The 13777-nt window shown below is 64.6% G+C and carries 12 protein-coding genes and 1 pseudogene; all 13 read right to left on the bottom strand.

Going from position 1 to position 13777, the window contains the following annotated elements:
• Positions 1-7: 7 nt before the first annotated feature.
• The 13 genes and pseudogenes from APM_RS16560 to APM_RS20720 all read right to left on the bottom strand — a co-directional run bounded on the left by APM_RS16560 (position 8) and on the right by APM_RS20720 (position 13593).
• Positions 8-1288, bottom strand: a complete 1281-nt coding sequence (locus tag APM_RS16560; protein WP_039889036.1) for a TrbI/VirB10 family protein — start codon at positions 1286-1288, stop codon at positions 8-10.
• A complete protein-coding gene (gene trbG / locus APM_RS16555) occupies positions 1285-2265 on the bottom strand; it encodes a P-type conjugative transfer protein TrbG (RefSeq protein WP_007424536.1) in 981 nt (326 codons plus the stop codon). Before trbG ends, APM_RS16560 begins: the two co-directional genes overlap by 4 nt.
• A complete protein-coding gene (gene trbF / locus APM_RS16550) occupies positions 2262-2972 on the bottom strand; it encodes a conjugal transfer protein TrbF (RefSeq protein WP_007424535.1) in 711 nt (236 codons plus the stop codon). Before trbF ends, trbG begins: the two co-directional genes overlap by 4 nt.
• Positions 2969-4309 (bottom strand): P-type conjugative transfer protein TrbL, encoded by a 1341-nt coding sequence (gene trbL, locus APM_RS16545; protein ID WP_007424534.1) that lies wholly within the window; start codon positions 4307-4309, stop codon positions 2969-2971. The genes trbF and trbL overlap by 4 nt, the downstream gene beginning before the upstream one ends.
• Positions 4302-4652 (bottom strand): putative entry exclusion protein TrbK-alt, encoded by a 351-nt coding sequence (gene trbK-alt, locus APM_RS16540; RefSeq protein WP_007424533.1) that lies wholly within the window; start codon positions 4650-4652, stop codon positions 4302-4304. Before trbK-alt ends, trbL begins: the two co-directional genes overlap by 8 nt.
• Entirely contained in the window at positions 4649-5428 is a 780-nt protein-coding gene (gene trbJ / locus APM_RS16535) for a P-type conjugative transfer protein TrbJ (protein WP_007424532.1), read from the bottom strand. Before trbJ ends, trbK-alt begins: the two co-directional genes overlap by 4 nt.
• Positions 5425-8127, bottom strand: coding sequence for a conjugal transfer protein TrbE (gene trbE, locus APM_RS16530; RefSeq protein ID WP_007424531.1), 2703 nt, complete (start codon positions 8125-8127; stop codon positions 5425-5427). The genes trbJ and trbE overlap by 4 nt, the downstream gene beginning before the upstream one ends.
• A gap of 18 nt (positions 8128-8145) precedes the next feature.
• Positions 8146-8418 (bottom strand): VirB3 family type IV secretion system protein, encoded by a 273-nt coding sequence (locus APM_RS16525; RefSeq protein ID WP_007424530.1) that lies wholly within the window; start codon positions 8416-8418, stop codon positions 8146-8148.
• The gene (locus tag APM_RS16520; RefSeq protein ID WP_007424529.1) at positions 8415-8819 is read right to left on the bottom strand and encodes a TrbC/VirB2 family protein; all 405 of its coding nucleotides are present in this window, start codon (positions 8817-8819) and stop codon (positions 8415-8417) included. Before APM_RS16520 ends, APM_RS16525 begins: the two co-directional genes overlap by 4 nt.
• A complete protein-coding gene (gene trbB, locus APM_RS16515; protein ID WP_007424528.1) occupies positions 8816-9823 on the bottom strand; it encodes a P-type conjugative transfer ATPase TrbB in 1008 nt (335 codons plus the stop codon). The genes APM_RS16520 and trbB overlap by 4 nt, the downstream gene beginning before the upstream one ends.
• Complete coding sequence (locus APM_RS16510; protein WP_007424527.1) at positions 9810-10346, bottom strand: hypothetical protein; 537 nt, start codon at positions 10344-10346, stop codon at positions 9810-9812. Before APM_RS16510 ends, trbB begins: the two co-directional genes overlap by 14 nt.
• Positions 10347-10349: 3 nt before the next feature.
• Positions 10350-12365 (bottom strand): conjugal transfer protein TraG, encoded by a 2016-nt coding sequence (locus tag APM_RS16505; RefSeq protein ID WP_007424526.1) that lies wholly within the window; start codon positions 12363-12365, stop codon positions 10350-10352.
• 228 nt (positions 12366-12593) lie between these two features.
• Positions 12594-13593: pseudogene (locus APM_RS20720) on the bottom strand (IS630 family transposase).
• Between the last annotated feature and the right edge of the window lie 184 nt (positions 13594-13777).

Genomic DNA, 13777 nt, shown 5'->3' with positions numbered 1-13777 from the left:
TTCCCTCTCACGACCCTGTGTAGGGTCGGAATACGATGTCACGGCTGACCATCACGTCGAACGGGAACCCCGGGCGGACGGTCAGGGTCGGCTGGACGCCGAGGTCATGCGAGATGATTTGCTGGCCCGCCTGATTGGTGGCCTGATCGCCGCTTTGGCCGAGCGAGATGATCAGATTGCCGGAGCTGTTGCCGCCGACGACGTTGTTGGTTGCGAGCGCGCTGGAGACGCCGAGGAGGGATGACAGCGCGACGCCGCGCAGCAGCTTCCAGAAATGATAATCCACGCCGTCCTTGAGCCCCGCATAGCCTTGCGTGTCGGCTGCGGGCAGATTGTCGAGCACGATCGAACTGCCATCCGGCATGATGAGCCGCGTCCAGATTAGCAGCACGCGCGACTGGCCGTAGGCGACGACGCTGTCATATTTGCCGATCAGCTTGGCGCCCTGCGGAACCAGGAGATAGTGACCGGTGACGCTGTCGTAGACGTCCTGCGTCACCTGGGCGATCACCGGGCCGGGCAGATCGGAATTCAGGCCGGTGATCAGCGCGGCCGGAATGACGCTCCCGGCCATCAGCTCGTAGGGACTGACGGGGTTTTGCAGGCGGTCCGGCGAATAGACCGAGCGAGCGACCGGGTTGTTCAGGAAGGCTTGTTTCTCGCCCTGCTCGCCGGGATCGGTGTGATGGTCCGTCAGGGTTTCGCCGGGAAGATCGGCCCCCTCCGGGTGTGCTGTTCGTGATAGGTTCGCCTGTCTGCTGGCCGCTGCGTATCGAGCGCGGTCGCCTCCACCGCCAGGACTCCGGGTCATGGTGAAGAACACCCCGGCGAGGGCAGCCTGGGCACGAAGCCGGGCCGCCGCTTGTTCTGATGGGTTGGTCGGCGCCAGCGCGAGGTCGGGCGACGCGGCCTGACCGAATGTCGGCGATCCGAGATCGCCTTGCAGTGGCGGTCCCAGTTGGGGAACCTTCGGAGGAGCGGGTGTTGGCATTGGCTTCGGCTTGGTCAGGCCGGCATAGCCTTTCGGCAGGCCGTTCATCGCCTGGGCCGACGGCCGGACATCGGTGTTGTAGAGTTGCTTGCCGGTGGTGATCCGAAAGCTGTGCAGCGCGAATGCCCACCAGACGGCGCCACCGATGCAGAGCGCGAGGCCACCGGCGGCGATGATCAGTGCCCGGCGCGACAGCCGGGTCACGGCGCGTGGCTGCGCACGGATCGCGAATGACGCCGGATCGGCTTTGGGCGACGGTGCCGATGAGGGTACCTGGCTGTTGTCCGGGCCGGTCAACTGGTGCCATCCGTTCGGGTGATGCGCACGATCTGCTGCGGTCCGGCACCGAGGCGGAGCTCGGCGGCTGCGAACAGCCGATCGACGATCATCGTATTGCCGCGCACCCGATAGTTGACGATCTCGGCCTTGCCGCCGGATGCGCCAAGGATGAACAGCGGCGGCATGTCGCCCTGGGCGATGCCGGACGGGAACTGGATGTAGACTTTTGAGCCGTCATCGAAGGCCTGCACGGGGCGCCAGGGTGGATGATCGCCGCTGATCCGATACCGGAAATTCAGTGCCGCGAGATTGACGTCGCTTGCTGCGACGGTGTCGGTATAGTTGGTGGCGGCGGCGTTCTGCGCCTTGAGTGCCAGCAGATCGTCCTGCGGATAATTCCAGGAGACCGCGGCCATGTAGGTGCGTTTGGTCGGGTGGATCTCGAGGTGATAGGCGCGCCGGTTGGTCATGATGACGATGTTGTTCATCGGCAGGTCGGCCGAGATCGGCTTGACCAGGACATGGACCTGCGTGCTCGGCCCGGATCCGCTGGTGGTGTTACCGATCTTCCATTGCACGGTATCGCCGGCGGCGATCGAGATCAGGCGCTCGCCGGGCTGCAGCGCGATATCGGTGACGTGCAGCGGTGAGGCGTAGATTTCATAGAGGGCGCCGGTCGACCAGGGAAACACCTGCATCGCGTTGATGTAGCCGTCGCGCGTCGGGTCGATCCGCGCGGCTGCATTGGCGGCAGCTACGCGCGCGACCGGGTTCGCTGGCTGCGGCGGTTGCCGATACGCCGTGGCCGGGGGGAGTTTCTTCAACTGACCCGGCAAGGGCAGCGGTTCCGGCAGCTTCACTACGCGAACGGGCGGCGGGGGCGGTGCAATCAGATGGGCCGGTTGCGGATCGTCATAGGCAATTTTCGGCACTTGCTGCGCGCAGGCGGAGAGTGCCAAGGCGCCGGCGACCGGGAGCAGGAGCAAACATCTCATGGGGTGGATCCTTCGGTCTGGATGGTGTTGACCTCGCGGGCCCAGCTGATCGCGTCGATGTAGATACCGAGCGGGTTCTGGCGCAGTGCCGCTTCGGTGTGCGGGGTCTGAATCACCACGGTGAGAATGGCGGTCCAGCGCTGGGGCGGCAGGGCGGTGCCATCCTGGTAGGGATGCTCGACCCAGGCGACGCGGAAGGAACGCGGACTTGCGCGGACGACGCTGGTGACATCGACGGTGATGGCGCGCTTGCCGATCCGTCCGAACGGATCGGCTTTGCGGGCATAGGCATCGAGCATCGGTTTGGCGTGGCTGGTGATCTGTGCATAGGCATCGAGCCAGGCCTTGCGGACGACGACGGGATCGACCGACAGGCCGCGCACCCGCTCGATGAACTGCGCCAGAAAATACGCGATCTCGGTGGCGGTGGGCTGTACTTCGGTCTGGGCCGGCGCGACCGCCTGCACCGCGCCCAGGTGGTTCACTTCGACAACGAACGGCGTGACCATCGCGCGGGAATGGGTGCGGATATCGTCGGCGGTGACCGCTGCAGAGAGGGTAAGGCAGCCGAAGGCCATCAGCCGCCAGTTCGCGGCCTGGACCCTGGCCGAGCCGATCCGCTGGTCCCAAAGCTGTCCGGCGCGTTGGTAGGGTGTGGCCAGGATTTCGGTCTCGGAGAGGCGGGCGGAGGATCGGCGCCATCTCATGACCGGTCTCCTCGCAGATTGGGCCGTATGCCGCCGCCACCGGCTTCGCCCTCACGGACGATTCGCTCTGCTGTTCGTTGGGCTTCGCGCCGCCGGAGATTTTCGGCCCAGGCTGGCGCGCCCGAGCGAGCGGGAGTCCTGGCGGCGCCCGGCGGTACCGATGCGGGGTCTGCACCGCCGGAACTGCCGGAACCGCCATCACCGGAGCCACTACCGCCGGTCGCAGCCCAGCCGGCGCGCTGGCCGGCAGCAAAGCGGTCGCGCAATCCCGAGGTGGCGCTCCGGGCGATGCCGCGTAATCTGCTGCCAGCCGCGCCAGCGGCACCTCGGGCGACGCCGCCAAGGCCGGCGGAGACGGAGCCGCCACCGCTGACGCTCCCGGAGGCGTAGGCGCCGCTGGCGCCGCCGGCGAGGGAAGTTGCGGCACCGACGCCGGAGGCCGCTGCGCGGACCGCCGCGATCCCGCCCGTGCCGGCCAATGTCACGACACCAGCAGCGGCACCGCCCGCTGCGGCGGCACTGCCAAGGCCAAGCTGCGGCGCACCGGAGGTGATGCCGGCCGCGAGGCGGTTCGCGGAGAACGCAAGACCGGCAATGGTCATGGATGCAAGCAGGATGGTGAGCGCGTCCTGCAGCGACAGTACCGCCGACGGATTGCTCGGCAGGATCTGACTGAACAACTGGGTGCCGATGCCAGTCACCACGGCAAACACCAGAACGCGGACGCCGGAGGTGACGATCTGGCCGAGCACCGGCTCGGCGATGAAGGCGGTGCCACGCCAGAGGGCGAACGGGACGAGAATGAAGCCTTTCAGAGTCGTGAGCTTGAATTCGATGATCGCCAGAAACAGCAGGATTGCCAGCACGAAGAAGCCGAGCAGCGTGACGATCCAGGAGAGGCCCATGACCAGGATCTCGCCGAGGTTCCAGAAAATGTTCGGAAACCCGGCGAGGCGCTGGATCTGCGAGAGCAGCACGTCGGCACCTTGCACGCCGGCTTGGGCGAGCAGGCCGGGATGGAGGAAGTCGGCATAGGACAGAGTGGAGCCGGTGGCTTTGAGGCCGAGTCCAGCGAAGCTCTCAAAAACAATTGCCGTTAGGGACTGCCACTGGTTGAGTATGAATGCGAAGAATCCGACATACAAAATCTTCTTCGCGAAGGCCTGAATGACATTGTCATCGCCAAGAGCCCAGGCCAGACCAGCCAGAGTGGCATCGATACCAATCAGAACGGTGACGAGAAATCCAACGTCCGGTGATATCAAACCGAAGCCGCTATCGATGTAACGGCTGAAGACATTCAGGAAATGGTCAATGATGGATGTGTTGCTACCCATTTGGGGGCGCCCCTGGCGAGGGCTTGCCGAATGTCGATTTTTTCTGCCCCGGTGTCACGGGTGATACATAAGCAGGTGTGCCCGGGAAAATGTTCACTGGCTTCTTGGTGTAGGTCGGCGCCTTCCCAAAGAACTGCTTGCTCTGCGCCTGCCACGCAGTATGGCAGCGCGCATCGTCATTGGCCGCCATGCCGAGTTGCTTGCAACGATCGAGCTCGGCCGTGAGCATTTTTGGGTTGGCGACCAATTGATCGATCGTCGGGACGCTGGCCCGTGCCGGCGCAGATGTGCCGACAACGTCGATGACGATAAATGAAATGGCGACAAGGGATTTGGTGTTCATGGTGCTGATCCTCCGAACAGATTGACCGGAGCAAAAGTATAGCCGACGCCGTTGCCATAAAAGCGTTGCCATTCCGCCTGCGCGGCCGACTGGACCTCCGCGTTTTGCATGGCATTCGCGGCCTGGGCGCGTGCATCGGCGGCGATCAGATCTTGCGTCGCGGAAAGCTGGCGCGATTGCAGGGCGAGCAGCTGATTGCTGGATTGGATCGCCTGTAGAGCACCAACCGCGCCCTGGCTTTCGGTGACCAAGGATGAAAGATCGGCTTGATCGGTGGGGATCGCGGCGACGATCTGGCTTTGTACGTCCATCGTGTGCTGAAAGGTATTGATCGAGGCCTGCCAGCGCGCATTGGCATCGGCCAGCAGGCCGGCCTGGGTAACATTGCCCTGGAAACCGGATGACTGGTAGTCCGGATAGAGGGTGCGGAACTGCTGCTGCACCTGCTGGACGGTGTAGGCAAGACTTTGGGCCTGCCCCATCAGCTGGTTGATCTGCCCCATCGAGGATTGCAGCTGGGAAAGCACGGAGAACGGCAACGATGTGAGATTACGCGCCTGGTTCTCCAACATCGAAATGCCCTGCTGGAGCTGGGTAACCTGGTTGTTGACCTCGTCCAGCGTCCGCGCGGCGGTTAGCACGTTCTGGGTCAGGTTTGAGAAATCGATCACCGGGATGTCGGCTTGCGTCGAGATCGGGGCGGCGATCGCCAACAATCCGATCAAGGCCATGCCGATGATTTTCTGTTGGTGTTCGAGGTGGGTTAAGCGATTCATGATGGTACCTCCGTCGGGGGACCGGCGCGCGTTTTGGATGGGTGCTGCACTTCGACACCGTCGCTGAACGGGAGCTGCGGGTGCTGCAGGGTAGGCTCGACGCCGGCATCCAGTCGCAATCGATAGCGGGCTTTTGTACTGGGTTCGGATTGATCCAAAGCCACGGCGTGTGAGGGTGGTAGAAGCTCCGCAGCCCAAGCGAGACCGCGCTCACGCAGCCAACCCCCCGGAAAATCATCAGGTCCGTGGGTGGCCATTACCCGGTCGATCGCGGCGAGGTCTTCCGCCCGGCTGGCGCCGCAGAACGCCAGCGCGATGTCGCCGAGGCCGAGTTCGAACAGCCGGCAACCGGCGGCCGACTGGAACCAGTATTCGCGTTTGGGGACCGCGCGCGCGATGGTCTCGATCTGCCGGTCATTGAGGCCGAGACGCGCATAGGCATCCCGGCTCTCCGGCTCGATTGCGCGTGCATTTGGCAGGAAGATGCGCGACAGGCAGCTTTCGATCACCGCAGGGGCGACCGGCGAGCGCGTGATATCGGCAAGGCTCTGGGTCGAGAACAGCACCGAGGCATTCTTGCGCCGGAGCGTCTTGAGCCATTCACGCAGTTTTGGCGCAAAGACCGGATCATCGAGGGCGAACCACGCCTCGTCGACCGCGATCAGGGTCGGCCGGCCGTCGAGCCCGGCTTCAATCCGGTGGAACAGATAGGTTAGCACGGCGCGCGCCGCGTGTTTTGCGCCGAGCAGATCCTCGGTCTCGAAGGCGAGTACGTCGGTGGTGCCGATGCTCTCCTGCTCGGCATCGAGCAGCCGGCCGAACGGCCCGGCGATCGTATAGGGCTCCAGCGCCGCCTTGAGCCGGTTCGCCTGCAACAACGCGGCAAAACCCGACAAGGTGCGCTCCGGCCATGGCGCCGTCGCCAGCGAACCGAGCGCTGACCAGATGGCACCGCGAACCTCGGGCGTGAGTTCGATGCTCTCCTGGACGAACAGGGTGGCGATCCAGTCCGCTGCCCAGGCCCGCTCGGCGGCATCATCGATCCGCGCCAGCGGCTGGAAGGCGACGGCGTGATCATGCTGGTGCGAGACATCACCGCCAAGCGCGAGATCGTGGAATGCCCCGCCCATGCCAAGCACGGTCGCCTTCGAGGATCGTCCCTTGTCGAAGATCACCGCACGCGCACCGGGATAGCGGCGGAATTGCAGCGCGATCAGCGCCAGAAGTACGCTCTTGCCGGCCCCGGTGGGGCCGACGATCAGCGCGTGGCCGACATCGCCCTGGTGCAGCACGAGGCGGAATGGCGTCGATCCGGCGGTATGGGCGATCAGCAGCGGCGGGCCATTAAGATGGGCATTGCGCTCCGGGCCGGCCCAGACCGCCGAGAGCGGCAGCAGGTGGACGAGGTTGAGCGAGGAGACCAGCGGCTGGCGGATATTGGCGTAGCACTGGCCGGGCAGGCTGCCGAGCCAGGCTTCCACCGCGTTCAGGGTTTCTTCGACGGCGACGAAACCCTGCGATCGGACCGCGCGGCCGATCTGGCGGATTTTATCGGCGACGGTCGCTTCGTCAGTATCCCAGACCGTCACCGTGGCGGTGAAATAGCCGAAGCTGACCGCATCGGAGCCGAGTTCCTGGAGTGCGAGATCGGCATCGAGCGATTGGTTCTCGGCGTCGGTATCGACCAGCCGGGTCTCCTGCTGCCAGATCACCTCGCGCAGCAGGGCGGCGATGCCCTTGCGTTTAGCCCACCAGTGCCGGCGCTTCTTGCCCAGCTCTTTCTGCGCCTCGGGTTTTTCCAAGGGAAGCCAGCGCGCGACCCAGCGATATTCGAGGGGTAGGCGATTGAGGTCATCGAGCAATCCCGGCCAGGTCCGGTCCGGCAGGCCGCGTAGCGTGATCGTGCGGAGATGGCAGCGCCCCAGCATCGGCGCGACGCCGGGCGTCAAATCGCAGTCCGGCAACAGCCCGTCGAGATAGAACGGCACCTCCGGCACCGTGACCGGATGATGCCCATTGGTCGAGATCGTGTCATGTAGATAGGCCAATGTCTCGGCGTCATCCAGCCAGGCGCAATCCGGCATGAGGGAGGCCAGCAGGTCGAGCACACGGTCGGATTCGGCGACGAACCCGTCCAGAATGCCGCGCCAGTCGATCTCGCTGGACTCGCCCTGGCCTCGCCTGGGGCCGTGTGCCTCGTCTTGGTTTTGATCTTGGTCTTGCCTTTGCGCTCGGCTTCGGGGGCGTCGTTGTCGCTGATCGGGTCGATGGCCCCGCTCGTAGAGCAGTCGGTTGGTCCGCTCGGCGCGTTCCGGCGGCGCGAGATAGCAGAACGTCAGATAATACCGGCTCTCGAAATGTGCCCCTTCCTCCTCGAAGCCGTGCCGGCGTTCCTCGTCGACCAGCCACGACACCGGATCGGGGAACGGGCTCGCCGGATAGCCCGGAGCGGCGGATCTTGCAGCCTCGACGAAGATCGCCCAGCCCTCACCCAGGCGCTTGAGGGCATTGTTGACCCGCGCGGTCACCGCGATCAATTCGGCCGCGGTGCTGGAATCGAGATCAGGCCCGCGGAATTGCGCGGTGCGCTGGAGCGCACCGTCCTTGTTCAGCACGATGCCCGGACCGACCAGCCCCGCCCAGGGCAGAAAATCGGCAAGCTCCCGGCGCCTGGTACGATATTCCCGAAGATCGAGCATCTTCCGTTCCGCTCCTGATCAAATGTCGAGATGATGGCGGGCGGCACGCAGATGCCGCGCGAACACCGGCCCGAATTGCGGGTCTTGCCGGGTCAGGAACAACGCTGCCGTATGGCCGATCAGATAGATCGCGATCCCGGCCAGCCAGAGTTGCAGCCCGAGGCCGATCGCTGCCGCCAGCGTGCCGAGCGCGATCGCCATGCCGCGCGGGATGCCCGCGAGCAGGATCGGCTCGGTGAGGCTTCGATGCAGCGGCACCGACCAGCCGGGGATGTCTGCCAGGTTGCTCATCCGACCAGCGCTCCGCCGGAGAAGTTGAAGAAGGTCAGGAAGAAGCTTGCGGCGGCAAAAGCGATCGACAGGCCGAACACGATCTGGATCAGCCGGCGCATGCCGCCGGAGCTTTCGCCGAAGGCGAGGCCGAGGCCGGTGCCGATGATGATCAGCACGGCGATGATCTTTGCCACCGGCCCCTCGATCGAATTCAGGATCTGTTGGAGCGGCTGCTCCCATGGCATGTTGGACCCGGCCGCCAGGGCGGAAGCCGGCCACAGCATCGCGCCCGCCAGAATGGCGACCAGCTTCGGCTGCCAGGGATAAACAGGAGTCTCCAGGCGCTTTGAAGGTCTGGGCGATTTCGGCATCTTGAGCGGTTCAGACGTTTCGAGCGTCTTGTGCGACTTGCGTGTCATGGTTGGCTTCCGGTTTGGAGGAGAAAAACATTGGAGTCGGGTACGGACCCGATCTCGGTGAGCACGTAGTCGCCGGCGGTGAGCGTCTTGGCGACCTGCCAGATGCCGGCGAGACGGCGGTGCCGGCCGCGTCCCTGCAGAACGGCGATCAGATCGATGGTTTCGGCGATCAGCGGGCGCGGCACGTTGACCACCGCCTCCTGGATGAGCTGTTCCAGCCGGCGCAGCGCGCCGAGCGCCGAGCCGGCGTGAATCGTACCGATCCCGCCGGGATGGCCGGTACCCCAGGCCTTCAGCAGGTCGAGCGCCTCTGCTCCGCGGACTTCGCCGATCGGAATCCGATCGGGCCGCAGACGCAGGCTGGAACGGACCAGATCGGCGAGCGAACAGACGCCATCCTTGGTCCGGAGCGACACCAGGTTCGGCGCTTCGACCTGGAGTTCGCGCGTGTCCTCGATGATCACGACACGATCACCGGTGGCAGCGACCTCCCTGAGCAGCGCGTTGGCGAGCGTGGTCTTGCCGGTCGAGGTGCCTCCAGTGACCAGAATGTTCCAGCGTTCGGTGATAGCGGTGCGCAGCAGGGCTGCCTGACTGGGCAACATGATCCCGGCTGCGACATAATCGTCGAGCGAGAATACCGCGATCGCTGGTTTGCGGATGGCGAAGGCGGGACCGGTCACGATCGGCGGCAACAGACCCTCGAAGCGTTCGCCGGTCTCGGGCAGTTCAGCCGAGATGCGCGGGTTACGGGCATGGGCCTCGAGCCCGACATGATGGGCCACCAGGCGGAGGATCCGCTCGCCATCGGAGGGCTGCATGATCAGGCCGGTATCGGCGAGGCCGGCACCGAGCCGGTCCACCCAGAGCTTGCCGTCCGGATTGAGCATCACCTCGACGATCTCCGGGTCCGCCAACAGCGCAGCAATGGCCGGACCCAGAGCGGTCCGCAGCATCCGCACCGAGCGGGAAAGCAGGACCCCTGCCCCGTCAGGTGCCAACATTTTTATCCTCCATCCCGGCGAGGGTCGCGTCATGTGCTAATACCGCGTCGTCCATGTCGCTGCCGCCGGCGCTGGCACCGGTGCTGGTGTCGGCCGCGGCGTTGTCCCGTCCGTTGAATTCGGGAGTAATTTCTTTGCTGATCTCGCGGACCAGGGAGTCCCCGCGCTGGAGCCGCCGGCCCAGGGTCTCGATAAACCCTTTGTAGCGGCTCGAACCACGGGCCTTAGCGGCATCCTGCTGGTCCGGCGGGATCGGTGGCGAGGCTGACAGCCAGAACCGCACGAACTGCGCCTGCACCTCGATGGCGATGGTCAGATCGCGCTCGATCCGCTCCAGCTGTCGCGACAGGCGATCCAGCCGGCGGACAAAGGCGGCTTCGCGGCGATCCAGCGCATCGGGGGAGAGAAACGCCATGACCGCCGCCTCAACCAGTTGCGAACGATGGATGCCCTGGCGCAGCGCAAAACTGGTGAGCTGGTCGGCGAGTTTGGGATCGAAGTAGCAGTTCAGGCGGCTCTTCATGATCTACATGCTCAGTCCCAGGCCGTCGTCCTGATCCATCGCGGCGGCACGCACGGTCTGGCGCTGCATCGCTGCAAGGGTCCGCTGGCGCTGCGGTTCGTCATCCGGGTCATCTTCCGGGAAATCGAATTCGTGCGCCGGCGCGCGTGTCGGCACGACGGATTCATGCTCCGGGAGCTCGGGTTCCTGGCGGATGCCGCCATTGGCGGGATCGGCAGGTGGTTCGTCGGCATTGCTGCATTCGATACCGGGGGTTCCGATCGCAGCAATACCGGTCCAGTCGTCGCCGTGCGCTGGCGGGCAATCACCATATCCGTCTGCCGACAGCACCGGCGCGGGCAGCATCCGGTCCCGAAAGCACCTCTCCTCGTAGTAGCGCAGCTTCTTGGCCCGGATCGGCGGCAGGCCGGCGATCATGATGATCTCGTCGGTCGGCGGGAGCTGCATCACCTCACCCGGCGTCAATAGTGGGCGGGCGGTCTCCTGGCGGCTGACCATCAGATGCGACAGCCACGGCGCCAGCCGATGGCCGGCATAGTTCTTCATCGCCCGAAGTTCGGTGGCGGTGCCGAGCGCGTCGGAAACACGTTTGGCGGTGCGCTCGTCGTTGGTCGCAAAGCAGACCCGGACATGGCAATTGTCCAGGATCGCATCGTGCTCGCCATAGGCTTTCTGGATCTGGTTAAGCGACTGCGCGATCAGAAAGGCACGAATCCCGTAACCGGCCATGAAGGCGAGCGTGGATTCGAAGAAGTCCAACCGTCCCAGCGCCGGGAATTCGTCGAGCATCAACAGCAACCGCGATGAGTTTGCAGCGGTGGCGCGACGAACAGAATCATCCAGCGTCTCGGTGAGGCGACGGCCGATCTGGTTGAGCACGAGCCGGATCAGTGGCTTGGTGCGCGAGATATCCGAGGGTGGCACGACGAGGTAGAGCGAGACCGGCCGATCCGCCGAAGCCAGATCGGCAATTCGCCAATCGGAATGCGAGGTGACCTTCGCCACCACCGGATCGCGGTAGAGGCCGAGGAACGACATCGCCGTGCTCAGCACGCCCGAGCGCTCGTTCTCGGATTTGTTCAGGAGTTCGCGGGCCGATTGCGCAATGACCGGATGAACGCCGGATGCACCGAGATGACGCGTGGTCATCATCGCGCGCAGGGTGCGCTCGATCGGCCGCGTCGGGTCGGAGAGGAAGGTGGCGACACCGGCCAGGGTCTTGTCCGGCTCGGCGTAGAGCACGTGCAGGATCGCACCGACCAGCAGCGAATGACTGGTCTTCTCCCAGTGGTTGCGCCGTTCCAGCGCGCCTTCGGGGTCGACCAGCACATCGGCGATATTCTGGACGTCGCGCACCTCCCACTCGCTACGGCGGACTTCGAGCAGCGGGTTGTAGGCGGCGGAATGCGGGTTGGTCGGGTCGAATAGCAGGCAATGGCTGAACTGGGCGCGCCAGCCGGCGGTCAGGGTCCAGTTCTCGCCCTTGATATCGTGAACGATGACGCTCCCGGTCCATGACAGCAGCGTCGGCACCACGAGGCCGACGCCTTTGCCCGAACGCGTCGGCGCAAAACACAGCACGTGCTCCGGCCCATCGTGGCGCAGGGCATCGGGGCCAATCCGCCCGAGTTGGACGCCGGTGCCCCCGAACAACCCGGCGGCGGCAATGTCGCGCTTGGTCGCCCAGCGCGCGGAGCCATAGGTGGTGACGCGGTGGGATTGCCGAGCGCGGAGCAGCGATGCCCCGATCGCTAGCAACGCTGCACCTAAACCGCCCACGGACGCGATGACCGCGCCTTTGGCGAAAACCCCGGGCGCATAGGCGTCAAAATGATACCACCAGGCGAAGAACAGTTGCGGCTGGTAGAGCCGGATGGACCCGAGACTGGCCCACGTTGGGCCGAGCGCCGGCTGGAAGCCAAGCTGCCAGGCGGTCCACTCCGTCGCCGCCCAACAGCCGAGCAGCACCATCGCGAGTGCGCCCAGCATCTGGCCCCAGAGAATTTTTGTCCCGCTCATCAATCCCGCTCACGAATAAGAACGGGCATAGATAGAGAACCTAAAAATCAGCCACGCAACAAGAAAGTTACGTCATCGTAGAGGATCGAAGGAATAGAAATGTTCGGCGGCCACAATCGAGAATGGCCACATGTCCTTCGATGGAACTGCGCGCACTTGTGCCCATCGTACTGGCCCGTCGGCGTCCGATTCCTCTTTCGGTTGCGATGCCGCTAGAGCAGAATCCCATCATTCTGGATCGTATCCTTCCGCGGCGAACATGTTGGCGCACTCTGCGGGTGTGATGAGGTCAACGAGGCGTCCGATGGCGGACCATAATGTATCGACGGTGCGGGCGGCTTCCTTGCGCAGCAGCGTTTTGAGCTTGGCGAAGGCGTTTTCGATCGGGTTGAAGTCTGGGCTGTAGGGCGGCAGATATCGTAACTCGGCACCGGCGGCCTGGATCAGAGCCTTCACGCGCGGCCCCTTGTGGCTGGACAGGTTGTCCATGACCACGACGTCGCCCACGCGAAGCTCGGGAATGAGGACGTACTCAACCCAGGTCTCGAAGACGTCGCGGTCGACGGCGCCGTCGATCACGAACGGGGCGACGATACCGCTGTTGCGCAGACCGGTGATTACGGTGGTGGTTTTCCAATGGCCGTGCGGCACGCTCATCCGCAAACGCTCGCCGCGTGGACAGCGGCCGTAGCGCCGCGCCATGTTGGTGCTGCCCTCCGCAGCAATTCCACGCGCTTCGCACGCGGAACCTTGCGCTGCTCCGCCCAGGTTTCATCGACGAAGACCAACCGATCGGGATCGAGGTCGATCTGCGCATCGAACCAGACCTCGCGCGCGCTCAGCACATCGGGACGGGCCTGCTCGGCGGCATGGGCGGTCTTTTTTTGCGCGTCAGCCCGTGCCGGGCAAAGAAGCGCCACAGCGTGCCGTAGCCGAAACGCAGTCCCTGCTCAGCAAGTACGCCCCGCAACTCCTCGATCGCCATGTCCCGGCGGGCCTCGAAGGTGCGCAGAATCATGCCAGCATGTGCTTCGATCGCCGCGCTACGCCGGTCGCCTCCCAACGGCCCGGGCCGAAGATCGCCGGATTGCCGCTCCAGCGCACGCCAGCGGCTGATGCTGGCGGCACTCACCTTGAAACGCGCCGCCGCCACGCGGTGGCTCAATCCCTCATCCCTCACGGCAGCTATCACCCGTTGCCGCAAATCCAGCGAAAGCGCTTTCGACATTTCTGCCGGCCTCCCGCTCCGGCAGAAAGCTTGAATCAGAAAACAACTGATTCGGGAATCATCCGCGATTCGCTCAGTTCGGATAGCGTTCTAGGCCATACGAAGCGATTGAGAGGAATTAAGCATGGCGATACCGGACAGTCAGACCGAGCACGGCGCAGCCTCTGCTTCGCGCAGGACCACC

This window comes from Acidiphilium sp. PM, assembly GCF_000219295.1.
Classification (GTDB): Bacteria; Pseudomonadota; Alphaproteobacteria; order Acetobacterales; family Acetobacteraceae; genus Acidiphilium; species Acidiphilium multivorum.
This window is presented reverse-complemented; position numbering and strand designations above follow the sequence as displayed.